Raw genomic sequence first — 26,920 nt, 5'->3', positions numbered from 1 at the left:
CATTGAGCTACCTAGCTTTGGAGATTTTTTATGCATCAGGTCGATTTTCCGCTTTCACTTTTGCAATTAGCTGAGCAACGTTGGCAGCAATTATTTGGCGCGCAGCCTTATGATAAACAACTTGGGCGGTTAATAGGGCTCAGTGATTTTGCATTTAGAATTTTAGAAAAACGACCGGAGTTAGGGGCTTGGTTACAGCAACTTAATGTTGACTGTCGTATCGTTCCAAAGCCACTGACAGGCGACCTAGTCGAACTGAGTGAGTTGGCATGTTTTAAACAACTGCGTTTATATCGTCAGCAGTACTGGCTAAAGGTGATGTGGTTAGACTTAGTTCATCAAAACCCCATCGAAGACAGTATTGAGTATATTTCTAAGCTGTCAGAAGCTTTAATCGGGGCCGCGAATCAATGGGCGTTTGCTCAAACAACAAAACAATGTGGCGCCCCGTTAGATGAACTAGGAAACCCTCTGCCAATGTTGGTTTTAGGTATGGGCAAGCTTGGGGGCGGAGAGCTTAACTTTTCATCAGACATTGATTTAATTTTTACTTACCCAAGAAATGTACCGACGCAAGGCGGTAGGCGCAGTTTCGAATCCCAAGTGTTTTATACTAAGGTTGCGCAAAAGCTGATTAGCGCGTTAAACCAAGTGACTGCAGACGGGCAGGTATTCAGAGTGGACATGCGCCTTCGACCATTCGGTGAAAGCGGACCTTTGGTGATGAGCTTTGCTGCCATGGAAGATTATTACCAAGACCAAGGCCGTGAGTGGGAGCGTTATGCGATGCTCAAAGCAAGACCGCTAGGGGAAGAAACCTGTTATTGGGATGAATTTAAGCAACTACTTAAACCTTTTGTATATCGCCGTTATATCGACTTCTCAGTGATTGAGTCGCTTAGGAAAATGAAGCATCTTATCGCGCAAGAGGTACGCAGAAAAGGGTTAGTAAATAATATCAAACTCGGTGCAGGTGGTATTCGTGAAGTCGAATTTATAGTGCAAGCACTTCAGATGATCCGTGGAGGTCGAGATGTTGGCCTGCAAACCCCCTCTATATTGGTTGCCATCTCAGAATTAACTCAGCTTGATATCTTACCAAGTGAAGTCAGCCATAGTTTAAAGCGTCACTACTTATTTCTCCGTAGAGTCGAGCAATACCTGCAAGCATTTGATGATCAACAAACGCAAACTTTGCCCGATTCGGAGTTAGATAAAGTGAGACTGGCTTACTTACTCGAACATCAAGATTTTCAGTCAACTTTGCCGCAAATAAACCAGATAATGGAGTCTGTTCGACAAGAATTTGCTTTAGTGGTGGGAGATGAACCTCAAGAGAAAACGAGTTTTGACGACAGCTATAGCTATGCCTGGTTACAAAGAGATTGCTTACAATTAGAAGGTGTACTCGAAGCTGAAAAATTAGCGCAATGGCAAAATGTGCTGGTTGAGTTTGATGCCAAGCTGAATAAGCGTCATGTAGGCATAAGAGGGCGAGATATACTCGATAAGTTGATGCCAGCTCTACTGCATGCCCTGGCACAGCAAAAAAGCTCTGCTGAGTTGTTGCAGCGGGTTTTAAACATTGTTGAAATGATTGCGACTCGAACTACTTATTTAGAATTACTGTTTGAGAATCAGGGCGCACTTAAGCAATTGGTTCTGTTGTGTGGCCATAGCAAGTGGATCGCTGAACATATTGCGAAATATCCAATATTGCTTGATGAACTAATTGATCCAGCAGCGCTTTATAAACCTTTACCATTGAGTGAGTATCAGACTGAAATTAGGCAGTATTTCTTACGTATTGAGCAAGATGACCTCGAGTTACAAATGGAAGCGCTAAGACAATTTAAGCAAGCGCATCAATTACGTATTGCCGCCGCGGATGCGACCGGTGTGTTGAGTATCATGAAAGTCAGTGATCATCTTACAGCGCTTGCTGAAGCAATCGTATCTCAGTCAGTGAATCTAGCTTGGCAGCAAATGGTAAGCCGCTACGGTGAGCCACAGGGCTGTAATGAGCTTAGTAAGGGCTTTGCAGTCATCGCTTATGGCAAAGCGGGAGGCTTAGAGCTAGGCTATGATTCAGATCTTGATTTAGTATTTGTCCATAATCAACAAGGTGATAGCAGCACGATTGGGAAGAAGCAGATCTCCTCGCGTCAGTTTTATTTAAAGCTTGCTCAGCGTTTGATGCACTTATTCAATACTCGTACAGCGTCAGGCATTTTATATGAGCTTGATACAAGGCTTCGCCCTGAGGGGAACTCTGGCTTGTTGGCGATTAATATTGAAAGCTTTAATCATTATCAGCAGTCACAAGCGTGGACATGGGAACATCAAGCTTTGACCCGAGCGAGAATGATTTACGGTGAGACTGAGTTAATAGAGCGTTTTATTGAGATCCGTAAAAATATCTTATGTACAGCAAGAGATGAAGCTCAGCTAAAAGATGATGTGGTCAAAATGCGAGAAAAAATGCGCGCGCACCTTTCTAAAGACAGTGAACAAGCATTTGATTTAAAACAAGGTCATGGAGGCATGACAGACATTGAGTTTATCGCTCAGTTTTTGGTTTTAAATCATGCTAAGCATTGTCATGAACTCACGCACTTTTCAGATAATATTCGTATTCTAGAAAGTGCTGTGCAGCAGGGGGTGATCAGCTCAGAGCAACAAACTATTTTGACAGAGTGTTATTGCACACTTCGTGAGCATTATCACTTAAATAGTTTAAACCAGCACGGTCGGTGCGTACTAAGAGAGCAGGTAGTCGATCAGGTAGAACAGGTCAGAAATATTTGGCAGCAACTTTTCAACTAAGCCTGCTTCTAGAATAAAAAATGGGGCTAATTTTAGCCCCATTTTTTGTAGATGATTTACTTACTTAACCTTCTGCAGTTCGTTCTGACGAAGTGAGAAGGCTTTTGCGTAACCACTGCGGCGCGATGGTTCGGGCAAAAGAAAGTGTACACCTCAAACTCGAAGTCATCATTGATTGCGCGACCAACCTGATAAAGTGCCGACACAAAGTTACTGTCGACTCTGAAGTTATGTTTGACGACATAATCTCTTTCTAGATACCAAAATAGTTCAATGCCTTCTTTGCGGGCATAGTTGGCTAATACGTCTTTTAAAGTGCCACCGGACTCGAAGCGTCGTGATGTTGACTCACCTGTCCAACTGGGGGAGGACGGTTTCACAACTAGACCTCTTTGAGCTAACGCATCATCTAGTGGAAAAGTTGGCTTTCCTAAATTTATGACATACTGATCACGTTCAGAGTCTCTGTCGCTGACACGGTTTCTAAAACTTTCATAAAATTGTGACAAACCTTGCGCGGCAGCATTACTGGTTTTGGTTATATCCATATTTTCTGGTAACGCACCGTTTAGTACATAATAGGCTGCAGCAATCAAAATGGCGCTTAGACCGAGGTGTTTTACCCAAAACCCCGCTGAAGACGACTTTTTTCTTTTTTTCTTTTTAGCCATGCATAACACTCATTATTTACTTGTAATACGATGGAGCATTCTCATCAGGTCGTGTTTTGAACCTGCGATGAAGCCACATATACTGTGAAGGTGCTTTATCAATTGACAGCTCCATGCGCTCATTCACACGCCTAACATCAATATTGTCATCACCACTTGGGAAATTCTCTAGTAGTGGATGAAATTCAATATGATACTTACCATGTTTATCTCGAGATCCTGATAAGCTTAATGACTCACTGTAATTACTCGCTGCGAATAGCAAGGTTCCTGTCGTTGTTGCTGTGTCTTTTACTGCATAAAACGAAGTAAACTCACAGCGGTTACGGCCATAATCTTGATCGGGTAAGTAGTAACACATTTTTGTGTCTTTTAATGATTTAAGTAAACCTTTGACATCTTTTTTGCCAATTAAAGCCTCATTTGAGCGAAGTCGACCTCGTGTCATAAAATACTCCATCAAAGCATTATTATGAGGTCGATAGAAACCCACGCCAGGTTGAATTGAGCCAACAATTCTGCCTAACATTTCTAAATGTAGCATGTGTGGCACAAGTAATAACACCCCTTTGCCATCAGCCTGCACGCGCTCAACATGTTCAAAGCCTTTAATAGAACCGATCACATTTTTAACTCGCCAGTTTGGCCACCACCACGCCATGCCGGTCTCTAATGTTGCTACGCCTGTGTTTTCCATATTCTTTTTTACGAGTTTAGCCTGCTCAGCCTCGCTCATATCAGGAAAACAGAGCTTTATATTTACTTCGGCAATTTTGCGGCGTTTCTTAACATATTTATGGACCAATTTTCCAAGGCCTCGACCTAACCATATTTGTATTTTTTGCGGAAGCCAAGAAATTAGGTAAAGGAAAAGCACACCTAGCCAGGTTAACCAATACTTTGGTGCTAAAAAAGCGAGTTTAAAAGTTGGATTTGTGACCACAAAAGTTCTCTCGTACAAAGGATTGTCGATAGTTTAACGATAAGCTTTTCAAAATACAAAAGCCGGCGAGAGCCGGCTTTTTAAAAGAATTTTAAGTATCTGCTTAACAAGACTTAATTTTAGCCTTCAACAAGACCTTTGTTGATAGCTTCAAGGTCAGCTCTTGAAAGCGTACCTGTCGCTTGCTTAAGTCTAAGTGAAGAAAGCACGTATTGATAACGCAGGTTTGCTAGGTTACGTTTTGCTGCATAAAGGTTTCTTGTACTGACTAGCACGTCTACGATAGTACGAGTACCTACTTCAAAACCCGCTTCTGTTGCTTGTAGAGCACTCTCAGCAGAAACAACGGCTTGCTCTAGTGCGCGGTAAGTCGCAACATCAGACACCACCTGGTTATAAGACGTGATCACCGAGCGCGTGATGTCACGCATACTCTTTTCTAGATCTTCACTCGCTGCAACAAAATTAGCTCTTGCTCTGTCTGTCGCTGCTTGTGTTTTACCACCAGAGTAGATTGGGACGTTTAAAGTTAATCCAACTTGAGTCGTGTCGCCACGAGGTTTACCGTCAGCACCTGCTGCATTAGTTAAACCATCTGAGTAAGACGCTTCAAAACCAAGAGTTGGGTAATGACCCGCTTGTGCTCTGTCAATTTCATCTGACGCAATATCTAGTGATGCTTTAGTGATCTGTAAAGATAAATTACGCTCTTTTGCAACATCAATAAAATCAGTTGATTTTTTAGTTGGTTTTACTGTTGAAAAAGTATCAGTGTTTAAAGCATCAAGTTTGCTGTGGTATTTGCCAGTAATTGTTCTTAGTGTTTCACGCGCTGTTTCAACATCATTTGAAGCAACAATTTCGTCAGCAACAGCACGGTCAAACTGAGCTTGGGCCTCATGCACGTCAGTAATTGCTGTTAAGCCCACTTCATAGCGTTGCTTTGTTTGTTCAAGTTGACGCTCGATTGCGCGTTTTTCTGCTTGTACGAATTCAAGATTGTCTAATTTACTTAAAACGTCAAAGTAACCTTGGGCAATGCGAACAATTAGGTCTTGCTGAGCTAAAGCATACTGAGTCTCTGATTGCAGTGCTCGCTTTTCCGCAATGCCTAAACTTTCCCACACACCTAAACTGAACACGGTTTGTGAAAGAGTAAGCGTGCGAGTGAAAGAGTCTGAAGATGAACTACCAAATACATAACCTTCTGCGTCGTTTCCTTCATAACCATCTCTATCGGTTTCACCATAGCTCATTCTGAAACCTAATGATGGTAGTAAATCACCTAATGCGCTGTCTTTAGCAAACTTTTGTGCGTCAGCTTGGGCTTTTGCTTTTAATACCGTAGGATCATTGGCAGTTGCAATGTCGTAAACTTGTAATAAATCTTCGGCTTGAGAAATCGTGCTGGTTAAAGCGCATGATAAACCAACAAGTAGTGATAATAAGCTTTTTTTCATTTGTCGCTCGATCCTTAGACAATTTTTAATTTAGAGTATGTTACCGTGTTTTTATCAATAGCAAAGGGGTAAATACGTAAAAGTTTACGCTCAAGTGTAACAGAATATATTACAGTTGAAATACCTAGTTTTTTGCGTCTAGAGTCCTATTTTTAAAGGCAAATTTATGAAGTTTATGAATCAATTTAATGAAAATGATGTAAAAATCACATCAATAGAGCCTGTTTTTGATGGCTTCTTTAAAATTCATGCGTATAAATTTAATCATGCACTTTTTGCTGGTGGTATGAGCAAAACCGTGCGCAGAGAAATACTAGAACGCGGTCATGCCGTCGCGGTATTGCCATACGATCCGAGTACAGATAACGTACTACTTATTGAGCAAATTCGTATAGGCGCGCTGGCAACAAAAGAGTCGCCTTGGTTATTAGAGTGTATTGCTGGGATGGCCGAGGGGTCGACGGATTATGAAGACGTGGTTCGCAAAGAAGCCAAAGAAGAAGCCGGGTTAGAACTGCAAGAACTTGAATTTATGACATCTTATTTATCTAGTCCAGGTGGTACTACTGAGCGATTATATTTATATCTGGCGAAAACAGATTTATCTAATGCTGGTGGTATCTATGGTTTAGATAATGAAGACGAAGATATCAAAGTGCATGTCATGCCGTATGATGAAGCGATTGCCCGCCTAAACAGCGGAGAAATTGATAACGCTGCGACTGTGATTAGTCTACAATGGTTAGCGTTAAATAAAGCTCGTATTTTGGAACAATGGCAAGCAGAGTAAAGAGGTGCATAGTTGAGTAATGTGGTTACTAGGCAAGCGTATATTCAATCTCTCCCTAAGTATATTACCTTATGTGAGCGTAACTACTTACGCGCTTTAAAAGTATTACCTGAAGAAGTGGTTGGCGAGAAGCGAAAAATCGTATTAGCGAATGCCAGTTATGAAGTACATATTGACGACTGTGCAAAATACACCACAGATATCTCTATTAAACAAACTTCAACAATCAGCGACTATCTGCCAGAGTTAGATATTGCTGTACGCTTATACCATGATGCGAAAGTGGCTGAAGTGGTGCATCATGATTTTCATCAGCGTATTAAGCCCTCTTACGGTTATCCTAATCCAAGTATGCATCACAAAGATGAAAAATATCAGCTGAATGCTTTTTTAGGCGATTGGCTGATGGCATGTCTTGAAAGTGGTCGAGTACCTTTAAACTGGGATGTGAACAATGGCATGGTTTGAACAAGCTTATACTTTTGATACCCGCCATTTAAAACTTGCTCATTTCACTGATTGTCACCTGTTCGCTAACAGAGAAGGCGAGTATTTTTCTGTAAATACAGCAAGCAATTTAACGGCAACCTTCGAGTTGCTTGCTACACAGCAATTAGATGCGGCAATATTTGGTGGCGATATTACCCAAGATCATACTGCTGAGTCTTATCAGTTATTTGCAGAGCTTTTAGAGCAAAGTGACTTAACCTGTCCGATCTTTTGGCTGCCAGGAAATCATGATGACCCCAGTGAGTATGCGACGATTGAAAACACCCAAATACTGCCACATAAAAAACTAATTGCAGGCGGCGTTGAAGTATTACTGCTTAATTCAAAAGGCGACACGCCAGCAGGTTGGTGTACACAAAGCCACCTAGAAGAATTAAACACGCTTTTGCATGAAACTGAAAACCATGTGCTCGCGCTATGTCATCATCATCCTGTGCCAATCAACGGTTATTTAGATAAACACATTTTAGAAAATGGGCCGCAGTTATTAAACACCTTGGTTGATAGTGAAAAAGTAAAGGCACTTATTCACGGCCATGTGCATAACGATTACTCGCAGAGCTATAGAGAGTTACCTGTGTTAGCAACACCGGCAACTTCGATTCAGTTTTCAAAAGCAACCCCTAATTGGCTGCAGCAAAATTTAGGGCCCGCAGTGCGTTTAATAGAGTTCTCGCGTTCAGCGTTTAAAACTGAGGTGGTATGGTTAAGCGCGTAATTTATATCCACGGGTTTAATAGCTCAGAGAAGTCATTTAAAGCCCAGCAGTTTGGACAGTGGGTATCAACGCATTATCCTGATATTGAGTACACCTCACCGAGATTACACTTTGATCCCAGAATTGCTATCATCCAGCTAACACAGCTTATTGACCAGGACACAGTGTTGTTGGGCAGCTCGTTAGGTGGGTATTATGCGACTTATTTGTCGCAGTTGCATAACATTAAAGCAGTTGTGATTAATCCGGCAGTTAAGCCTTTTGAATTATTAGCAGATTACTTGGGACCACAGTATAATCCCTATCAAGACATGCACTACGAACTGACTTTAGAGCATGTTGCCGCCTTACAATCATTATTTATGACTCATCTTCCTAACCCAGATAAGGTAATGTTGCTTCAACAAATGGGAGATGAAGTTTTGCCATTTGAGCAAGCAGTTGATTATTTTAAACAAAGCGCGCAACATGTAGAGTTTGCCGGTGATCACAGTTTTATGGGTTTTGAGCGTTACTTTGACACCGTTGCCAAATTTCTTAAAATCACGTAAAACAAAACGAATAAAAAAGATAAAGAATTAAGCCATGAGCCAGCAGAATTATAATGCCGAAGCGATAGAAGTTTTAAACGGGTTAGAGCCTGTAAAACGTCGCCCGGGAATGTACACAGATACCACTCGACCTAACCATTTAGGCCAAGAAGTAATAGATAACAGTGTTGATGAAGCATTAGCTGGCCACGCAACCAAGATTGACGTCATCCTTCATGAAGATAACTCACTAGAGGTTATCGATGATGGCCGAGGTATGCCAATTGATATTCACCCTGAAGAGGGGATACCTGGGGTAGAACTAATCCTGACTAAACTGCATGCTGGTGGTAAGTTCTCAAACAAAAACTATCAGTTTTCAGGTGGTCTACACGGGGTAGGTATTTCAGTCGTAAACGCCTTATCAACACGTGTTGAAATTAGCGTTCGCCGTGATGCTCAAGTCTATGAAATGGCATTTGAAAACGGCGATAAAGTACAAGACCTAGAAGTCACGGGCACGGTAGGTAAGCGCAACACGGGTACTTCAGTACACTTTTGGCCTGATGCAAGCTACTTCGATTCAGCAAACTTTTCTTTATCTAAACTTAATCACTTACTAAAAGCCAAAGCGGTGTTATGCCCAGGCTTACGCATTCGCTTTATTAATAAGCAAACAAAAGAAACGCAAGAATGGCACTATGAAGCCGGTCTTGAAGATTACCTAAAAGACGCAGCAAGTGGTTTCGAGGTATTACCAAAATCCCCTTTCACTGGCAGCTTTAGTGGCTCTACTGAAGGGGTTGATTGGGCCTTGCATTGGTTGCCTGAGGGTGGTGAGCTGATCACCGAAAGCTATGTAAACCTTATCCCAACAGCACAGGGTGGTACCCATGTAAATGGTCTTCGCCAAGGCCTACTAGAGGCCATGCGTGAGTTTTGTGAATTCCGTAATTTATTGCCCCGAGGTGTTAAGTTAACTCCTGACGATATCTGGGATAAATGTAGCTACGTATTATCGGTGAAGATGCAAGACCCACAATTTGCAGGTCAAACTAAAGAAAAGCTATCTTCTCGTTCATGTGCGACCTTTGTGTCGGGCATTGTAAAAGATGCCTTTAGTCTATGGTTAAATGAGCACACAGAAACGGCTGAGTTACTGGCAGAATTGTGTATCAGCAATGCGCAAAAGCGGATGCGCGCAGCGAAAAAAGTGGTGCGTAAAAAGGTCACATCAGGTCCTGCATTACCGGGTAAGCTAACCGACTGTTCGGGCAGTGAAACAGAGCGTTCAGAGCTATTTCTAGTAGAGGGTGACTCGGCGGGCGGTTCTGCGAAGCAGGCCCGAGACCGTGAATTCCAAGCTATCATGCCGCTGCGCGGTAAAATCTTAAATACCTGGGAAGTTGAATCAGGGCAAATTCTAGCTTCTCAAGAAGTACATGATATTTCAGTCGCTTTAGGTATCGACCCTGATTCAACTGATTTATCGAGCCTGCGATATAGCAAAATTTGTATTCTTGCCGATGCTGACTCGGATGGATTACACATTGCAACACTCTTGTGTGCGCTATTTGTAAAGCATTTTCCGACCCTAGTCAAAGCGGGCCATGTGTATGTGGCAATGCCGCCATTATTCCGAATCGACATTGGTAAAGAAGTTTATTACGCACTCGATGAAGACGAAAAGCGTGGTATTTTAGATAGAATCGAAGCCGAGAAAAAACGCGGTAAAGTGAACGTACAGCGATTCAAAGGTCTGGGTGAAATGAACCCCATGCAATTACGTGAAACGACTATGGACCCTAATACGCGCCGTCTCGTACAGCTGACGTTAGATGAAGAAGAACACACCATTGAAATGATGGATATGCTGCTTGCGAAAAAGCGCTCGGGTGACCGTAAATCATGGCTTGAAGAGCATGGCGACAGAGCCGAAGTATAAGAATAGATTTTAAAATTGAGTAGCCGCTAAACGATATAATCGCTAGCGGCTTTGTACGTTTTGTTCATTTCAATTAATGAAAGCGTATAAAGATAATAACAATAGGGCGCGATATGACAGATCCGCAAACCTTGTCCTTACAGGGCATAGAACAACAAACTATGGGGCGTTTTACCGAAGACGCCTACCTCAATTATTCCATGTACGTGATCATGGACCGTGCACTGCCGCATATTGGTGATGGTTTAAAACCAGTGCAACGTCGTATTGTGTATGCGATGAGTGAGCTGGGTCTTTCAGCTGCTGCTAAGTATAAAAAATCAGCACGTACAGTCGGTGATGTACTGGGTAAATACCACCCTCACGGTGACAGCGCGTGTTACGAAGCCATGGTATTAATGGCGCAGCCGTTCTCATACCGATACCCGCTCGTTGATGGTCAAGGTAACTGGGGTGCTGCGGACGACCCTAAGTCTTTCGCGGCCATGCGTTATACTGAAGCCCGATTATCGAAATTCTCAGAAGTGCTATTAAAAGAACTTGGCCAAGGTACAGTTGATTGGACCCCTAATTTCGACGGCACCATGAACGAACCTCAAGTGCTGCCAGCGCGTTTACCTCATATATTACTTAATGGCGTAACGGGTATTGCGGTAGGTATGGCGACAGATATACCGCCACATAATGTTCGAGAGTTAGCTTCTGCCTGTTGTACATTACTTGATAAACCAAAAACAACCTTGGAAGAGTTGTTAGAGCTCGTTCAAGCACCTGACTACCCAACTGATGCTGAAATTATCACGCCAAAAGCGGATATTCAGAAAATCTACACCACGGGTAAAGGCTCAATAAAAATGCGTGCGGTTTACACTGAAGAGCAAGGAGAAGTGGTGATCACGGCTTTACCACATCAGTGTTCGGGCGCAAAAGTATTAGAGCAAATTGCAGCGCAGATGACAGCGAAAAAGCTGCCTATGGTGGCAGACCTTCGCGATGAATCAGATCATGAAAATCCAACGCGCATTGTGATTGTACCTCGTTCAAATCGAGTTAAAGTTGAGCCTCTGATGGCGCACTTATTTGCAACCACAGATTTAGAAAAAAGCTACCGTGTTAACCTGAACATGATTGGCTTAGATGGCAGACCACAAGTTAAAGATTTACGCTCAATCTTATCGGAGTGGCTTGTGTTCCGTCGCGAAACAGTGCGTCGTCGTTTGCAGTACCGTTTAGACAAAGTGCTTGCTCGACTGCACATTTTAGAAGGTTTAATGATTGCCTTCTTAAACATCGACGAAGTCATCGAAATTATCCGTAATGAAGATAACCCAAAAGCAGAGTTGATGTCGCGCTTTGGTTTATCAGACAAGCAAGCTGAGGCCATTCTTGATCTAAAACTTCGTCATTTAGCGAAGCTAGAAGAGATGAAAATCAAAGGCGAGCAAGATGAACTTGCGGCAGAGCGTGATAAGTTAGAGTTAACGCTTGGCTCTGAGCGTCGCATGTCGACCTTGATGAAAAAAGAAATTCAAGAAGCTGCAGAGCTTTACGGTGATGAACGCCGCTCGCCTGTGGTTGAGCGTGGTGACTCAAAAGCTCTCAGTGAAAAAGACTTAATTCCTTCAGAAGCCGTGACTGTGGTGCTATCTGAAAAAGGCTGGGCGCGTGTAGCCAAAGGCCATGATATTGATGCAGAAGGCTTGAATTATCGTTCAGGCGATGAATATAAAGCCTCAGCACGGGGTAAGAGCAACCAACCTGCCGTATTCTTAGACAGTACAGGGCGCGCGTTTGCGACTGATGCCCACAGCTTACCGTCAGCCAGAAGCCAAGGTGAACCAATGACAGGTCGCTTTAGCTTAGCGGGTGGCGCGACATTTGAACATGTGGTGATGGGCGAAGAAGAAGAGCTTTATCTGATGGCCACTGATGGCGGTTATGGCTTCATTACTGGCTTTAATGACTTAGTCAGTAAGAATAAAAATGGTAAAGCGCTAGTAACTGTGCCAAAAGGAGCTGAGCTCATAGCACCTATCTCTGTGAATGATGTTGCAACCGATCGTTGTATGGCAATTTCAAATGAAGGTCGAATGCTTATTTTTCCACTTCGTGATTTGCCAAAACTGGCTAAAGGTAAAGGTAATAAGATCATTTCTATTCCAAGTGCGAAAGTACAAGCGCGTGAAGAATTTGTAAAAGTACTTGCGTGTGTGCCTGATGGAGCATCGGTTACATTACATGCTGGTAAGCGCAAACTAACCCTTAAGCCAAGTGACTTAGAACATTACTATGGTGAACGTGGTCGTCGTGGTAATAAATTACCAAGAGGGCTTCAGCGTGTTGATGAATACGAAATTGAGTTTACCAAAGCGGAGCCTATTGAAGAGGTCTCGTCAGAAAGCTCAGAGTAAGCATTTAAGTTTTGAAAGCCCGCAATTGCGGGCTTTTTTAATGGCTAATCGTATTAGCTAATTATCTGAACTATAAAGATAAAATTTCATGTCGGGTAAAAGTCGTGGTTGAGTTGCTTTACTTTGTTCATAGTGATCTCGTTGGAAGCAAGGAAACAAGAAATAATGGTTTTAAAACAATTAAGAGTCAGTCGACACTTAACCCAAGAGCAGTTAGCTGAAATGTCTGGTCTAAATGTTCGTACAATTCAGCGAATTGAAAGTGGTCAAAATGCCAGTTTGGAATCATTAAAATGCCTTGCCTCTGTTTTGGAAGTGAATGTAGATACATTGCAACGAACGAGGTTAGATATGAAAACACAAGAAGAGTTATGGCAAGCTGCGCCACTGTGGGTTAGATGTTGGTTTACTTTAAATTACCTCAATTTAACGCCGTCAAAATATGCGACAGTTCGGGCATTATTTACTTGTCACATAAGTGGTTATTTATTTTGTTTACTAGGCTTAATAAGTCAGCCAGCACTGGCGGGCGGGATCATTATGTTGGGAGTCGGGTATTTCTTCAATTTTTGTTTATGGCTAGGCAATAAGTACAGTATCTGGTGTGATGCTGAGCACACTTAACTATTTATGTGCTATCAGTTTCTAAAGTGAGTATAGACCAGTTGCTATTGGCGAAAAGCGACTGAAACTGATAAGTTTAATGCTCACTTAATACACAAGATAAAAACAAAAAATGAAAAAACTGACTCTCAGCGTAGCCTTATTACTCAGTGCTAATATTCACGCCCTAGATTTAGATAAATCGGTTCAACAAAGTTTACCTAAACTCAATCAGCTTTATTTACACCTGCACCAGAATCCAGAGTTGTCCTATCAAGAAGAGCAAACAGGCAAGCGTTTGGCCAAAGAGCTAGAGCTGCTTGGCTTTGATGTGACTAGCAATGTGGGTGGTTTTGGCGTAGTTGGTTTATATGAAAATGGCAGCGGCCCAATTGTGATGATCCGGGCTGATACTGATGGGTTACCTATTGTTGAGCAGACAGGTAAACCGTATGCGTCAAAAGTAAAGGTGTTAGATAAGCATAATAATCAGGTCGGTGTTATGCATGGCTGTGCTCACGATATTCATATGACCAGTATGATCGGTACTGCTGAGCAGCTGATGAAGCATAAAGACCAATGGCAAGGGACGCTGATGATGGTTGCTCAGCCTGCTGAAGAGGTCGGTGGCGGTGCCAAAGCGATGATCAAAGAGGGGCTATTTAAGCAGTTTGCAAAACCTGACTATGTGTTGGGTTTACATACCAGTGCGTCGATCCCTGCTGGGCAAGTTGCAATCGCACCAGGGTATGCCTTAGCAAACGTAGATTCGGTGGATATTTCAGTCAAAGGTAAAGGCGGGCATGGCGCTTACCCACATACCACTATCGACCCTGTGGTATTAGCATCTCGTATTGTTTTAGGTCTACAAACCATTACCAGCCGTGAGATTTCACCGCTTAAGCCGTCTGTTATCACCGTCGGTTCAATTCACGGTGGCTCAAAACACAATATTATTTCAAATGAAGTGAAGTTGCAGCTGACGTTACGCTCGTATGATCCTGCGGTTCGCGAGCAACAAATTGCGGCGATCAAGCGATTAACTGCTGGCATTGCGCAAAGTGCTGGGTTAGAAGAGTCGCTTTATCCTGAAGTGCTGGTACATGAATCTGAGTCTATTCCATCAACTTATAATAACCCTGAACTTGCAACTCGTATGACAAAGAGCATTAAACAGGAGTTAGGTGACTCTCAGGTTGTCAAAGCAGAGCCTGTTATGGCGGGCGAAGACTTTGGTTTATTTGGCCGCACCGAAGAAAATATTCCAATTACCATTTTTTGGTTAGGCGGGGTTGAGCCAAGCAGCTATCAAGCCGCAATGAACACTGGTGAGCCTCTACCTTCATTACACTCGAGCAAGTTTGCACCAGATTATGAATTGGCAGTACATACGGGTGTAAGAGCCATGACAGCGAGTGTACTTGATCTTTTTAAACAGTAGTTTTTAATTCGTTAAAATATAAAAGAGCCGCAAGATTATTTGCGGCTCTTTTATTAAAAAGGCGCTGGTGCGGTAAAAGTCATCATCTCTTCAGTACGAGGGTGCGCAATTTGCAACATCTCGGCATGCAGCTGTAAACGGTTTGCTGCCGCTAGTGCTTCATCTTTAGCATATAACCTGTCACCTAAAATGACATGACCCAGTGATAGCATATGAACGCGCAGCTGATGTGAACGACCCGTGATAGGAGTGAGTTTCACACGTGTTGCATCTGCCTCATGCGCTAACACCTCATAATGGGTAAGTGATGGCTTACCACTTTCATGACACACCATTTGCTTAGGTCTATTTGGCCAGTCACAGGTCAAGGGTAAATCAACCGAGCCTGTAGACTGCGCTAATTTTCCATATACACGAGCGATGTAGTACTTGTTGGTTAATCTATCTTGAAACTGAATGCTTAAAAAACGATGGGCCTCTTTGTGCATAGCTAGACACAACACACCCGAGGTTGCCATATCCAAACGGTGCACGATACGTGCACTCGGGAAAACACGGTTTACTCGTGCAATTGCACAATCAGCATGTTTAGGGTCTTTACCGGGCACTGTTAACAGCCCACTAGGCTTATTGATGACCAATATATCGTCATCTTGATACAGAATATCTAAATATGGGTCTAGTGGGGGAGCATAGTTAAGTAGCACAGTAATACCTCGTTTTTAGCAAGGGCGCTATTCTACCCTAAGCAAGTAGTAATAAGCGAGTTAACTTCACATACAAAAACAGACCCTAAAGGGTCTGTTGGAAACTGTAAAGTTTGATCATTTTACTAGACTTTAAATTGCTCAAGCATATCTTCTTGATGAGCAATTTTATCAAACTGCGACTGCATGGTCTGGTCGACATTAGCAGCTTGAGAGAGCACAGTGTCTGAAATAATTCGAATTTCAGAGGCATTGTCATTAACATCAGTGACTACTTGCCTTTGTTCGTGCAGCATGTTGGCAATTTGCATGTTTAAATCAACAATATGCGCAATTGAATCTCGTATTGCATCAAGGGCATGTTTGGTTTCATCGGCTTTACCTACCGTCGTTTGTACCACTTGCTGACTTTGTTTCATCACTTGTACGGCGCTCATAGCTCCTGCTTGGAGTTGATCAATCATTGATTTGATTTCTGTAGTCGCTTCTTGCGTACGTTGAGCAAGTGTTCTCACTTCATCGGCAACCACAGCAAAACCTCGACCTGATTCACCGGCACGGGCTGCTTCGATTGCCGCATTCAGTGCTAGTAGGTTAGTTTGCTCGGCAATGCCATTGATCACAGACAGAATTTGCTCAATACCACTTGTTGAGACTTCAAGCTCATTCACGACGTTAACAGCATCGCTTATTTGCTCTGACAATTGTGCGATTGAAGAGGTGGTTTCTGATACAACCTTTTGACCGTCTTGTGCTGCTGTATCAGTATTTTGAATTGCAGAAGCGGCCTCTTGGGCTGTGTTGGCAACACGCTGTTCAGTATCAGACATACTGGCTGTCGCTTCGACTAATGCACCTAACGCATTCACCTGACGAGAGATTTCTTGTCGAGATTGGTTTGCATCATTTGAGGTTTGCTTCGCATCGGCAAGAATTTCATGACCTAGGCTTTGGATTTGCTCAATGATCCCCTGAAGACGTGCAGTGAATAAGTTGAAGTTTTCTGCCAATTCAGAAAACTCAGGGTCACTATCAGTGTTTAAGCGTACAGTTAAATCAGCATTGCCTTTTGCAATATTCGCCATGGCGTCATTAATATCTTCGAGCGGCTTAAGTAGAATATTAATCACAATAGAAAGCAGTACAACAGCAATAATTACAAACAAAATAGTGAAAGTGATTGAGTCACTGGTTAAGTTATCAACCGCGGCGAATACTTTGTCTTTTTCCAGTGCTACGCCAACCAGCCAGTCAAACCCTTCAACTTGTTGAAATACCAGGATGTGCTCTTTACCATTGAGCTCTATGATTTGCATGGATTGTTTGAATTGTGTGTTGCCTAAAAATTTGGAGGCTTTTTCACCATTTAATTTGCTATCGGGGTGAGAAATAATGGTGCCGTCTTTACTGACCATAAAGGCGAAACCTGCGTCAAATAAGTTGAATGAGTTAATCATATTACTGAGTTTTGCCAAGCTCACGTCAAAGAAAATAGCACCATAAAATTGACCTGACTTTTTAACCGGTGTGCCAATTGAAACGAGGATTTCTTTTGAAACAGAATCTGCATAAGGTGCGGTAACAATGAGCTTATTGGCGTTCTTTGCATCTTGATACCAAGGACGCTTTCTAGGATCCCAAGTTGGTCCCGGATTCCAGCTAGGGTCACTAGCAACATATTTACCCGTGCGCTCTTCTCCGTAACCTATCAAAATAAACTCTTGTTGAAGCTTCTGTTGACTAAGTAGCGGGGCGGCTTGGTTTAAGCTGCCTGTTTGCGCCACTAAATCAGTGGTGAGGCTAGCCAAATTGGCACTGCCTTGCATCTGTGCGGTAACCGTATTACTGATCCCTTGTATTATCTCAGCAACACTTAGTTCTACTTGTTTTTCAAGATTACTTTTTAGTGAGAAATATTGTTTTATAGACAGCACAGTCAGTGCAAGCAGTAAGACCAGTGAGGATATGACGATGATTTTGTGTTTAAACTTCACACATAACTCCAAAGGCCTGAGGCCAGTCATTTATTATTATTAAAGTTTTGATTTGTATCTGTTGATTTGTGAGTGATAGCTCAGTGCAATCACTCAATTAGCTAAATGCTAAACCCTACTAAAGTCTAGGGTTTAAATGCTTAAAACACAACCTAACTCTAAGAGTAAAATTAAAAGTGTTTTATTGTTTGCTGGTATTGATTAAATAGACGGCTGAAAGAGCCAACGCGCCGCCAATAGCAACACTTAAAGGAATGGTTTCTCCGAAATACCAAACAGATAATCCCATAGCAGTAACGGGGACCACAAAGATAAATGAACTAGAGCGACTCGGGCCTATTTTTTGATTTGCTAAGAAAAACACACTCGTGGCAATACTGACCACAATTACAGATAGAAATAGCATATGGTGCCAATAGATTTCAGGATAGTGAATCATTGAAGTAAATGGATTTAAATCAAAAGCAAATATATAACTTAATATGCTGGCCCATAAGTACATTAGTGCGCTAAATGTCATGAAGTCGGCAAACTGTGTACCACGTTGACTGGCAAGAGTCAGAAAAGCCCATGAAAGTGCTGCGAGCACAAAGAATAAGTTACCGGATGCAAAAATCTGCTCGGTATCAAAATGCCAAACCTCGATCATCATCATACCACCCGCAAGGCCTAATAGCATACCCACGAGCTGCAAAGGCCTAAACTTTTGCTGATTAAAAATAGCAGCAAGCGCAAATGTCATAATGGGGTTTATGGTTGTAACCAGCATGCCGCCTTTACCTGGTAAACCGTCATGTAAGCCTAAGAAGAACAACTGATTATAACTGGCCAACAAAAGTCCTGCGGGTAAAGACCACAGTAAAGCGGGCCTAGCAAAGCGTAAACTTACTAGTTTGAACTTTTTTACCAAAAAAAGAATGGGTAGCATGCTAACGGTTGCTAGAGCAAGACGATAAAAAACGGTGAGCTTTGCTGGGGCCATATCGGCAATGATTTTTCCCGAAATCCAACTGGCTCCCCAAAATAACATAGCGGTCACGAGTGCGAGAATAACGGGTGCATCATTAGAATTTTCTGACTGCTGCAAAGAGTGCATGGTTTTCCTTTAAAGCCCTTATCTAGACAATAACGTTTTATATCATACTTATTTCAGTTTTATTCGAAAAAATGGATGAAAGTCACTGGCTTTACCGAGGTTTTTCAGGGCGCTTGGAATATTTGATCTAAGTCGTTTTAAGTATTAAATATATTGGTGTTTTTTTAGTCTTTTCAACTTCTATTTCTATACTTCAAATAATACAAGGTCAAAATTGTGAAAAACATGGATATCAAAGTACTCCCCATTGAAGATGATAACTTTATTCATAAAGTGGTGAGAAAAGCAGCGATGGGGTATTTAGTGTTTGTCATGCATACAACGGACCTGAAGGCTTTGAAATAGCTAAGTCTGAACAACCCGATGTGATTTTGCTCGATGTTGAAATGCCTGGCCAAAATGGCTATGAATGCTGCGAGGTCTTGAAGTCTGACAATACAACGAAAGAAATTCCTATTGTATTTTTGTCAGGAAAAACTACTTTAGAGAGCGTATGCTGGGCTATGAGGCCGGTGCTGATGATTATCAACTCAAGCCTTTTGATACCGTTGAACTCATTGCCAAATTGAAGGTGTCAGCCAAATATAAAACAGAACGAGATTCATTAAAAACAGAAATAAAAACGGCACATAACACCGCGATGGATGTGATGACTGGCAATAGTGAGCTTGGCTTGGTGATGTGCTTTGTTGAAATGACCTATGGTATTCGCCAGTTAGATTCATTGGCAAAACAGTTGCTCGATTTAACGTCTAGCCTAGACTTGAAATGCTCAGTGCTGTTTGATTTTAATGGCAAAGCATTTACCTATTGCAGCTCAGGTTTACTGTCGCCCATTGAGCAAGAATTGCTAGAAAGCTGTCGAACTAATAAACGGTTTATTGATTTTGGTTGCCGCACGATTATCAATTATCCAAAAGTAACCTTACTTGTAAAAAACATGCCTTTGCACAGCCCTGAAAAATATGGGCGATTCAAAGATGTCTTGCCTACTGTTTTAGGTGCTACCGATGCCAAGCTTAGATTAATGGAAACCAATGATCTCTTGCTCAAACAAGGCGAGAAAACCCATTTTGCTTTCACCAATATTCGCCATTCATTACAGGGTCTTGTCAAGAGCTTACATGTTCACCAAGCTGATGTGGGAGAAAGTATCGAACGCTTGGCGACGAGTATGCAATTTGAATTACCCAAATTAGCACTCGAGCCAGAACAAGAAGAGTTTATCCTTGATTCTATCACCAATACATTTACGAAGTTTCTGAGCACTTAAGTAACTCAAACGAAGTGAATATTACGTTTGTGCACATTTTAAAAGAGATGAAGTCCTTAGTCGGAGATTTAGAAGGTGTCATTTCTGCAACGCAACAAGACATCTGTTTTATGCAGGGTGCTGAGGTAGACATTGATGATGAAGATGGCTACCAGATGGATGTAGAGCTATTTTAATGGCCGCTCTGTCAATGCGTCGGGTTGCTATTCTGCGAGTAGATTATCTATATCATTGATGGCGTTTTGATAATGTATAATCATGAATGATTCTTGCGCGATGAGTTCTAACAGTAAGTTTCTCATCAAATACAGCGTTTCTAGTAAATGTTCTTTTCTGACAGATTCTCTTGTGTAAAAAATATCGCCTAATCGAGCTAAAGTGGCTTCAATACTCAGAGCTTGTAAGCGATATAAAGTCGACAACAAAGATACTGTTTCTATGTGCATATTAGAAGAGATCCCCGATTGCTTAAGTGCATCCCAGGCGGAATTTCTTAACATATCTTGCACTAAACCGTTTGGCATCTGGTTTAGGATAAACTCCCGTTGTTTATTACTTTGCGAAAATTCGGGAGGATTATTTATGGCTGATTCAACTTTACTTAGCACTTGCTGGTGATATGGTTGCCATTGCTCTAATAAAGCTTTGTTTGCAGTTAATTCGGCTTTTATTAGCTGCAGGGCACGGACTTTTTCTTGGTCTTTTTTAACTTGAGAATGCATTTCACTTAGAAACAAAGCGAGTAATACACTGAATACGATTAACCCAGATTCAAATAAAACTTTGATGATATTTGCCCGCGCTTTTTTTGTTTTAAAAATCATCGTCTACCCTTGAAGTTTAATGCCAACCCTATTTTAGTTAAGAGGATTGTTAAAAGCATAATAAGACTGTATCTAAATAGGGTAAATAGCAAAAGGATAAATTGACGATGAGAAATCATCAACTTTCAGGTAATAAGAAATACTAGCGAGCTATATTAACACAATTGAAATCTGCTTGCAGGTTTAGGAAAAAGTTTAAGAGAGAAGAAACGGAGGCCAGTCATTGACTGACCTCACAAAGAATTTAGTGAGATACCACAATTAAGCGGATCGCATCGAGTTTCAATTGCGCTTTTTCAATAAATTCATCAAGCTGCGCTTTTTGCTTATCAAACACCTGAATTTCTTCATCACGAATATTCGGGTTGATGGCTTTAAGTGCCTCAAGGCGACCTTGCTCTTCGTTTAACGACGTTTGCATTTTTTCTTGTGCAGCAGCTTTAAGACCAACTAACTCGGCACCCGCTAATTCATTCGCTTTAGTAATGAGTGGGTGGATCGCAGCTTGTAACGCATTTGCCAATTTACTACCTGTTTGGCGACCAACTGCAGAAAGCTGGTTGTTGAATGCATCAAAGGCCACATTTTCAGCTAAGTTATTGCCTGCTTTATCAAGTAATACGCGAATAGGTGTTGGCGGTAAGAAGCGACCAACCTGCAACGCTTTTGGTGCAGAGGCTTCAGCAACAAAAATTAACTCAACAAAGAAGGTACCGGCAGGTAGTTTTTTGTTTTTCAGTAGTGCTACAGACGCACAACCAAAATCATCATCACAGATCATGTCCATGGTGCCTTGTACCATAGGGTGATCCCAACTGATGAATTGCGCATCTTCTTGAGAAAGAGAGGTTGCACGATCAAATGTCACTGTAATGCCATCATCACGTAAACACGGGAAAGATGGGTTTAGCATATGCTCAGTTGGCTTCAAGATAATGGTGTTTTCGCCTTTATCCTCTTGGTTTACACCAAACATATCAAACACATTTATCATGTAAGCTGGTAGCACAACATCGTCATCAAGTTGTTCAATTTCAGCGGCTAATGCATCTGATTTACCTTGACCACTCGAGTGTAGCTCTAATAAACGGTCGCGGCCTTGTTCCATTTGCTTACGTAGTTGTGCGTTTTGTTTCGCAGCTTGCTCTAAAAGCGGGTCTAGTTCTTCTTCGTCACAGTTATGCTCACTGATGAACTCTAATAAATCATCGTTGAACTCTTTGTAAAGGAGCTGTCCCGTTGTGCTGGTGGTTTCGAATGCATCTAGGCCTTCATGGTACCAACGCAATAACACTTCTTGCGCGGTATTTTCAAAGTAAGGCACATGAATATTGATGTCGAACTTCTGACCAATGCGGTCAAGACGACCAATACGTTGCTCTAGTAAGTCTGGGTTGAGCGGTAAATCGAACAGTATAATGTTATGTGAGAATTGGAAGTTACGGCCTTCAGAACCAATTTCAGAACATAGTAATACTTGCGCACTGTCGTATTCGTCGGCGAAGTAAGCTGCTGCACGGTCACGTTCAACAATGCTCATGCCTTCGTGGAAAACGGCTGACTTAATGGCCTCGCGCTCACGTAAAATTTGTTCAAGGCTAATTGCGGTTTGTGCTTCGGCACAGATCAACAAAACCTTTTCGTGCTTAAGCTCTTTGAGTTTAGCAATTAACCACTCAACTCGAGGATCAAAACCTGCCCAGCTACTACCTGCGCCTTCAAACTCTTGGAAGATTTTTTCAGGAAACAGAGCGCGTAATGCAGACTTTTCAGGTGTTTGAATGCCACCCATATTACCCATTACAGACATAGCGGTTTTGTATTGCTTAGGTAACTCAACCGGGTAGCTATGTAATTTACGGCTTGGGTAACCATCAATACCACTGCGGCTATTACGGAATAAAATACGACCTGTACCGTGGCGATCTAATAGCATCGACAAGATTTCGTGCTTTGCTGCGTCATCACCACTTTGCGCTTTGGCTAGTAATTCAGTGATGTCAGTTTCTTTTAACAGGGTCTTTAAAGTCGTCTGATTCTTTTCATCTAACTCGCCTTGCTGTAACAGCTGATTAGCGGCATCAGCCACTTCTTTATAGTGGCTTTCTTCTTCAACAAAAGCATCGTAATCGTAGAAGCGATCTGGGTCTAAAAGCTGCAGACGAGCAAAGTGACTGTAGTGGCCAAGTTGGTCTGGCGTTGCTGTTAGAAGAATTAAGCCCGGAATATCTTGGCTAAGCTCTGCAATACGCAGGTATTCTGTGCTTGGCTTTTCTTTAGTTACCGTTAAGTGGTGCGCTTCATCGATGATCAATAGATCCCAATCAGCCAAAGTGGCTTGTTCAAACCAGCGGCGTTTTTTAGTGATGAACTCAAGACTCACCAATACCAGTTGCTCAGTCTCGAATACGTTTGGAGAGTCGGCAAATGCCTCGTCACAACGTTCTTCATCGAAGATAGAGAAGTACAAGTTGAAGCGACGCATCATTTCAACTAACCATTGATGCTGTAAGTTTTCAGGCACAACGATTAAAACGCGGCTAGCACGGCCAGTTAAAATTTGTTGATGTAAAATCATGCCCGCTTCGATGGTTTTACCCAAACCAACTTCATCTGAAAGTAAAACGCGTGGCGCGTGACGTTGGCCTACTTCATCTGCAATATATAACTGGTGCGGAATAAGGCTGGCACGTTGACCAATTAGGCCTTTTAAATGCGATTGCTGACGGGTGAACTGGTGCTGCCATGTGTTATAGCGCAACGTATAACGGTCGAATCTGTCAATTTGACCAGCGAATAAGCGGTCTTGTGGTTTATTAAACTTAATAAAGTGGTCTAAAAACGTTTCTTTTAAAGTGGTTTTTTCTTCTGTATCGAGGCGAATACCGTGATAGCTCAGAATGCCATTTTGTTCTTCAACGGTTTCTACCTCTAGTTCCCACTCTTCGACACTGCGAATAACATCACCAGGATTAAAAATTACACGGGTAACCGGTGCTTCTTGTACTGAGTAAACGCGGTTTTCTCCACTGGCAGGGAATAAAATCGTAAGCTGTCGCCCCTCTAAAGCTACGATGGTACCTAATCCTAAATCTGATTCAGTATCACTGATCCAGCGCTGACCTAAGGAAAAATTCATGTTTGTCTCGACTTAGCAGAAAAAAGGCGGCTATGTTAACCGTAAGCAAGGGCCTATTCAATCTTGTTTCTCAGGCAATTTTATGCTTTTGAGGATCCAGTAGCGCGCAGATAAATTATTGCCTTTTAAGATAGTCGAAATCTTCTGATTTAGTGAAGGGAATTGATCGGTGTATTGAGTTTTGGTTTGAGCAAAATTCACGCCTTAAAGGTAAATACAATCTATTTCTGTCATAAAACAGACTTTTATGACAGATAGGCTAAACTTACAGTGTGGCCATGAGTTTTTGATGGCAACGTCATCAAAAGCCATGGCTGTCGCGGTATCAATGCAACGATAGGAAGATGCTATGGTAAAAGCTCAAGATGTCGATAAAAAAATGTACGTGCTCGACACTAACGTACTACTTCACGAACCACTCGCATACCTCTCTTTCCAAGAACACGATGTAGTTGTCCCCATGACAGTGTTAGAAGAGCTTGATCACATAAAGGATAGAAAACGTGATGTAAGCCGTGATGCACGTGTTGCTATACGCGGTCTTGAAGATATTTTAAGAGATGCCTCTCCAGAACAAATGTTAGAGGGGGTGAAGCTCCCTAATACAACTGGTGAGAACAACTCAAATAATTGTGGTCGTCTTGTGATCATCAACGACCATTTATTTCCTGATAATGTCTCTGGTTTGCCGGGTAATGAAAATGACCACAGAATTATTAACTGTGCCATTCATTTACAGCAGCAACATAAAAGTACCAAGGTTGTGCTGGTTACTAAAGACATTAACATGCGTCTTAAAGCAAAAGGAGCCGGACTGAAATTTGTAGAAGACTATCGAACAGACCAACTTATTGACGATATTAAATTGCTCAGTTCTGGGTTTAAAAAGTTCCAAGGTGATTTTTGGCAAAGTGTTGGTGAATGTAGCTCAGAGCAGCAAGGGCGCTACACCTTGCATCATATTCCTAAAGAGCGAATTGAAGACGTTTTTAGCAATGAGTACATTGTTGATGAAACTGATCATTTTGCAACGCGAGTGGTGGGATATGACAACCAACATATCACTTTAAAAGATCTCGGGGTAGAGCGTCTTATGCATCAACAAGCTTGGGGCGTTTCACCGAAAAATATTTATCAAGGCATGGCACTCGATGCCTTGTTAGACCCTGAAATAGAGTTGGTTATCCTGACAGGCCCTGCCGGGTGCGGTAAGACACTCCTCGCTTTAGCTTGTGCGTTGGAGATGGTGATTGAGAAAAAGGTCTATGACAAAGTACTTGTTACTCGTAATACGCCTGAAATCGCAGAGAGTATTGGTTTTCTTCCTGGCACGGAAGAAGAGAAAATGGCACCTTGGCTTGCAGCTATTACCGATACACTTGAGGTGCTACACAAAAATGATGAAAGCCCAATTTCAAGCCGAAACTACATTATGGAAAAGGCCAACATTCAGTTTAAGTCAGTAAACTTTATGCGAGGCCGTAGTATCCAAAATGCGGTGGTGATTTTAGACGAAAGCCAAAACTTAACGGCTTCGCAATTGAAGACCATTATTACCCGATGCGGTGAAGGCACAAAACTGATTTGTACGGGTAACTTGGCACAAATAGACAGTAATTATTTAACCCCAGTGACCTCGGGTTTGACCTACTTAGTTGAACGGTTTAAACATTTTGAAGGTAGCGCCACCATCAACCTGAACGGTGTGGTGAGAAGTCGTTTGGCGTCATTTGCCGAAGAAAACCTGTAGCTAAATTAAACTTTTTCATTCAAATCAATGCTCACCTCGGTGGGCATTTTTTATAGCAGTTTTAATCAATCCTTTTATGTTTCTATTTCGTAGATATATTTTGATACAGGCTGTTTTAGTATACCCAAACCACCTCAAGATACGAGGTTCAGCGAGAATTGATTGGCTGTCAGACAAGGCATCGATTTGAAGGTCTAGTGGTTCTAAATCGAAAATTGATAACGCAGTATGAAAGCCAATCAAACTCGCCCAAGGGAGCGTGCTTTCAGTCCTATTTCATCGTCAAAGAACTTGGAAAGGACTCGTCATTACGCTGCGTCCTTTTCCTTGAACTAGAACAGAAGGCAGCGCTCTGAATCATGCATCTTGAGGAAGTTTGGGTATATAAGCAGTTAATAATAACGAAAACTGAGAGTCATCATGAAAACATTATCGATATTAATCGGGGCGTCTTTACTCAGCGCGTCGTTTACAAGCATCGCAAACGTCAAATTTAAGCTAGAGGCATTGTCTGAAAACCTACATGTGCTTTATGGACGAGGTGGTAACATTGCCATTAGCACCGGAGATGATGGTATTTACTTAGTAGACGACCAATTTGCAAAGCTCAGTGATGACATAAAAAAACAAATTAGCCAGTTAAAACCTGGTGCGCCAGAGTTTGTGATTAATACACATCACCATGGCGATCATACAGGTGGAAACGAAAACTTTGCCAAAGCGGGGAGTCATGTCATAGCGCATCATAATGTGTATGACCGCTTGAAAGAAAAGCATGGTGAAGGGTCTAAATATTTGCCTATTTTAAGTTTCAGCCAAGATATGACGCTCCATTTTAACAATGAACACGCGCAGCTTTGGCATTACGCCCATGCTCACACTGATGGCGATGCGGTCATTTTTTACAAAAATGCCAATGCAGTACACATGGGAGATATTTTCTTTAACTTAGGCAGTTTACCTTTTGTTGATGTCGACAGTGGTGGTTCGCTCGATGGCGTGATAAATGCTGTAGAACAAACTTTAGCGAGAATAGATAGTGATACTAAAGTGATCCCAGGTCACGGTCCTGTCACTGATAAGTCGGCGCTCGAAGCGTATCGTGAATTATTGTTACAAGCTAAAAGTGTCATGGTATCAGCAATGAGCGGCAGCAAGTCACTTGAAGAGGTACTTGCTGAAAAGCCGCTTAGCGCTATGAACTTAACTTATTCAAACTGGTTACCAGAAGAGCGAGTGACCACTTTGTTTTATAGAAGCTTGAGTGCATCTCATCAACAACATTAATC

The 26,920-nt window shown here is 42.1% G+C and carries 22 protein-coding genes; 14 read left to right on the top strand and 8 right to left on the bottom strand.

Annotated elements, in window-relative coordinates; genetic code table 11:
* Window positions 1–30 precede the first annotated feature (30 nt).
* Complete coding sequence (gene glnE, locus ACGHEH_RS02760) at window positions 31–2,826, top strand: bifunctional [glutamate--ammonia ligase]-adenylyl-L-tyrosine phosphorylase/[glutamate--ammonia-ligase] adenylyltransferase (RefSeq protein ID WP_390441644.1); 2,796 nt, start codon at window positions 31–33, stop codon at window positions 2,824–2,826.
* A 56-nt stretch (window positions 2,827–2,882) separates the two neighbouring features.
* Here glnE and ACGHEH_RS02755 read toward each other — a convergent pair whose 3' ends face one another.
* The 3 genes from ACGHEH_RS02755 to tolC form a co-directional block, all read right to left on the bottom strand.
* Window positions 2,883–3,497, bottom strand: coding sequence for a TcpQ domain-containing protein (locus ACGHEH_RS02755; RefSeq protein ID WP_390441642.1), 615 nt, complete (start codon window positions 3,495–3,497; stop codon window positions 2,883–2,885).
* A 16-nt stretch (window positions 3,498–3,513) separates the two neighbouring features.
* The gene (lpxL, locus tag ACGHEH_RS02750; RefSeq protein ID WP_390441640.1) at window positions 3,514–4,440 is read right to left on the bottom strand and encodes an LpxL/LpxP family Kdo(2)-lipid IV(A) lauroyl/palmitoleoyl acyltransferase; all 927 of its coding nucleotides are present in this window, start codon (window positions 4,438–4,440) and stop codon (window positions 3,514–3,516) included.
* Between the two features lie 119 nt (window positions 4,441–4,559).
* Window positions 4,560–5,900: an outer membrane channel protein TolC gene (gene tolC / locus ACGHEH_RS02745; protein WP_390441638.1), complete on the bottom strand. Its 1,341-nt coding sequence runs from the start codon at window positions 5,898–5,900 to the stop codon at window positions 4,560–4,562.
* Between the two features lie 166 nt (window positions 5,901–6,066).
* Here tolC and nudF point away from each other — a divergent pair, with 166 nt between their 5' ends.
* The 8 genes from nudF (at window position 6,067) to ACGHEH_RS02705 (ending at window position 14,848) form a co-directional block, all read left to right on the top strand.
* Entirely contained in the window at window positions 6,067–6,690 is a 624-nt protein-coding gene (nudF, locus tag ACGHEH_RS02740; RefSeq protein WP_390441636.1) for an ADP-ribose diphosphatase, read from the top strand.
* 12 nt (window positions 6,691–6,702) lie between these two features.
* A complete protein-coding gene (locus ACGHEH_RS02735; protein WP_138482702.1) occupies window positions 6,703–7,158 on the top strand; it encodes a DUF1249 domain-containing protein in 456 nt (151 codons plus the stop codon).
* The gene (locus tag ACGHEH_RS02730; protein ID WP_390441634.1) at window positions 7,145–7,918 is read left to right on the top strand and encodes a metallophosphoesterase family protein; all 774 of its coding nucleotides are present in this window, start codon (window positions 7,145–7,147) and stop codon (window positions 7,916–7,918) included. Before ACGHEH_RS02735 ends, ACGHEH_RS02730 begins: the two co-directional genes overlap by 14 nt.
* A complete protein-coding gene (locus tag ACGHEH_RS02725) occupies window positions 7,903–8,469 on the top strand; it encodes a YqiA/YcfP family alpha/beta fold hydrolase (RefSeq protein ID WP_390441632.1) in 567 nt (188 codons plus the stop codon). Before ACGHEH_RS02730 ends, ACGHEH_RS02725 begins: the two co-directional genes overlap by 16 nt.
* A gap of 34 nt (window positions 8,470–8,503) precedes the next feature.
* Window positions 8,504–10,393: a DNA topoisomerase IV subunit B gene (gene parE, locus ACGHEH_RS02720; protein ID WP_390441630.1), complete on the top strand. Its 1,890-nt coding sequence runs from the start codon at window positions 8,504–8,506 to the stop codon at window positions 10,391–10,393.
* A 113-nt stretch (window positions 10,394–10,506) separates the two neighbouring features.
* On the top strand, window positions 10,507–12,804 hold the full coding sequence (gene parC, locus ACGHEH_RS02715; protein WP_390441628.1) for a DNA topoisomerase IV subunit A: 2,298 nt from the start codon (window positions 10,507–10,509) through the stop codon (window positions 12,802–12,804).
* Between the two features lie 165 nt (window positions 12,805–12,969).
* Complete coding sequence (locus ACGHEH_RS02710) at window positions 12,970–13,428, top strand: helix-turn-helix domain-containing protein (RefSeq protein ID WP_390441626.1); 459 nt, start codon at window positions 12,970–12,972, stop codon at window positions 13,426–13,428.
* A gap of 112 nt (window positions 13,429–13,540) precedes the next feature.
* Window positions 13,541–14,848, top strand: coding sequence for a M20 family metallopeptidase (locus ACGHEH_RS02705; RefSeq protein WP_390441624.1), 1,308 nt, complete (start codon window positions 13,541–13,543; stop codon window positions 14,846–14,848).
* Between the two features lie 53 nt (window positions 14,849–14,901).
* Here the strand turns inward: ACGHEH_RS02705 and rluA are convergent, their stop codons facing one another.
* The 3 genes from rluA to ACGHEH_RS02690 all read right to left on the bottom strand — a co-directional run bounded on the left by rluA (window position 14,902) and on the right by ACGHEH_RS02690 (window position 18,645).
* A complete protein-coding gene (gene rluA, locus ACGHEH_RS02700; RefSeq protein WP_390441622.1) occupies window positions 14,902–15,555 on the bottom strand; it encodes a bifunctional tRNA pseudouridine(32) synthase/23S rRNA pseudouridine(746) synthase RluA in 654 nt (217 codons plus the stop codon).
* 125 nt (window positions 15,556–15,680) lie between these two features.
* Entirely contained in the window at window positions 15,681–17,549 is a 1,869-nt protein-coding gene (locus ACGHEH_RS02695) for a methyl-accepting chemotaxis protein (protein ID WP_390441620.1), read from the bottom strand.
* A gap of 181 nt (window positions 17,550–17,730) precedes the next feature.
* A complete protein-coding gene (locus tag ACGHEH_RS02690; RefSeq protein WP_390441618.1) occupies window positions 17,731–18,645 on the bottom strand; it encodes a DMT family transporter in 915 nt (304 codons plus the stop codon).
* Window positions 18,646–18,986: 341 nt separating this feature from the next.
* On the opposite strand from ACGHEH_RS02690, the gene ACGHEH_RS02685 reads away from it, so the two are divergent.
* Genes ACGHEH_RS02685 through ACGHEH_RS02675 form a run of 3 tightly spaced genes read left to right on the top strand, consistent with a single transcriptional unit; the run spans window position 18,987 to window position 20,094 of the window.
* Window positions 18,987–19,214 (top strand): PleD family two-component system response regulator, encoded by a 228-nt coding sequence (locus tag ACGHEH_RS02685; protein ID WP_390442404.1) that lies wholly within the window; start codon window positions 18,987–18,989, stop codon window positions 19,212–19,214.
* Window positions 19,139–19,918, top strand: a complete 780-nt coding sequence (locus tag ACGHEH_RS02680; protein ID WP_390441616.1) for a hypothetical protein — start codon at window positions 19,139–19,141, stop codon at window positions 19,916–19,918. Before ACGHEH_RS02685 ends, ACGHEH_RS02680 begins: the two co-directional genes overlap by 76 nt.
* Before the next feature lie 47 nt (window positions 19,919–19,965).
* Complete coding sequence (locus ACGHEH_RS02675) at window positions 19,966–20,094, top strand: hypothetical protein (RefSeq protein ID WP_390441614.1); 129 nt, start codon at window positions 19,966–19,968, stop codon at window positions 20,092–20,094.
* Window positions 20,095–20,121: 27 nt separating this feature from the next.
* Here the strand turns inward: ACGHEH_RS02675 and ACGHEH_RS02670 are convergent, their stop codons facing one another.
* Window positions 20,122–20,742, bottom strand: a complete 621-nt coding sequence (locus tag ACGHEH_RS02670; RefSeq protein ID WP_390441612.1) for a hypothetical protein — start codon at window positions 20,740–20,742, stop codon at window positions 20,122–20,124.
* A gap of 244 nt (window positions 20,743–20,986) precedes the next feature.
* Window positions 20,987–23,881 (bottom strand): RNA polymerase-associated protein RapA, encoded by a 2,895-nt coding sequence (gene rapA / locus ACGHEH_RS02665; protein ID WP_390441611.1) that lies wholly within the window; start codon window positions 23,879–23,881, stop codon window positions 20,987–20,989.
* Window positions 23,882–24,230: 349 nt separating this feature from the next.
* On the opposite strand from rapA, the gene ACGHEH_RS02660 reads away from it, so the two are divergent.
* Together ACGHEH_RS02660 and ACGHEH_RS02655 are read left to right on the top strand one after the other, a co-directional pair.
* Complete coding sequence (locus ACGHEH_RS02660; protein ID WP_390441609.1) at window positions 24,231–25,631, top strand: PhoH family protein; 1,401 nt, start codon at window positions 24,231–24,233, stop codon at window positions 25,629–25,631.
* A gap of 417 nt (window positions 25,632–26,048) precedes the next feature.
* On the top strand, window positions 26,049–26,918 hold the full coding sequence (locus ACGHEH_RS02655; RefSeq protein WP_390442401.1) for an MBL fold metallo-hydrolase: 870 nt from the start codon (window positions 26,049–26,051) through the stop codon (window positions 26,916–26,918).
* The last annotated feature ends 2 nt before the right edge of the window (window positions 26,919–26,920 follow it).

Source organism: Pseudoalteromonas sp. MTN2-4 (assembly GCF_042848605.1).
Lineage (GTDB): Bacteria > Pseudomonadota > Gammaproteobacteria > Enterobacterales > Alteromonadaceae > Pseudoalteromonas.
Note: the sequence above shows the minus strand (reverse complement) of the source record. Positions and strands in the feature narration are given on the sequence as shown.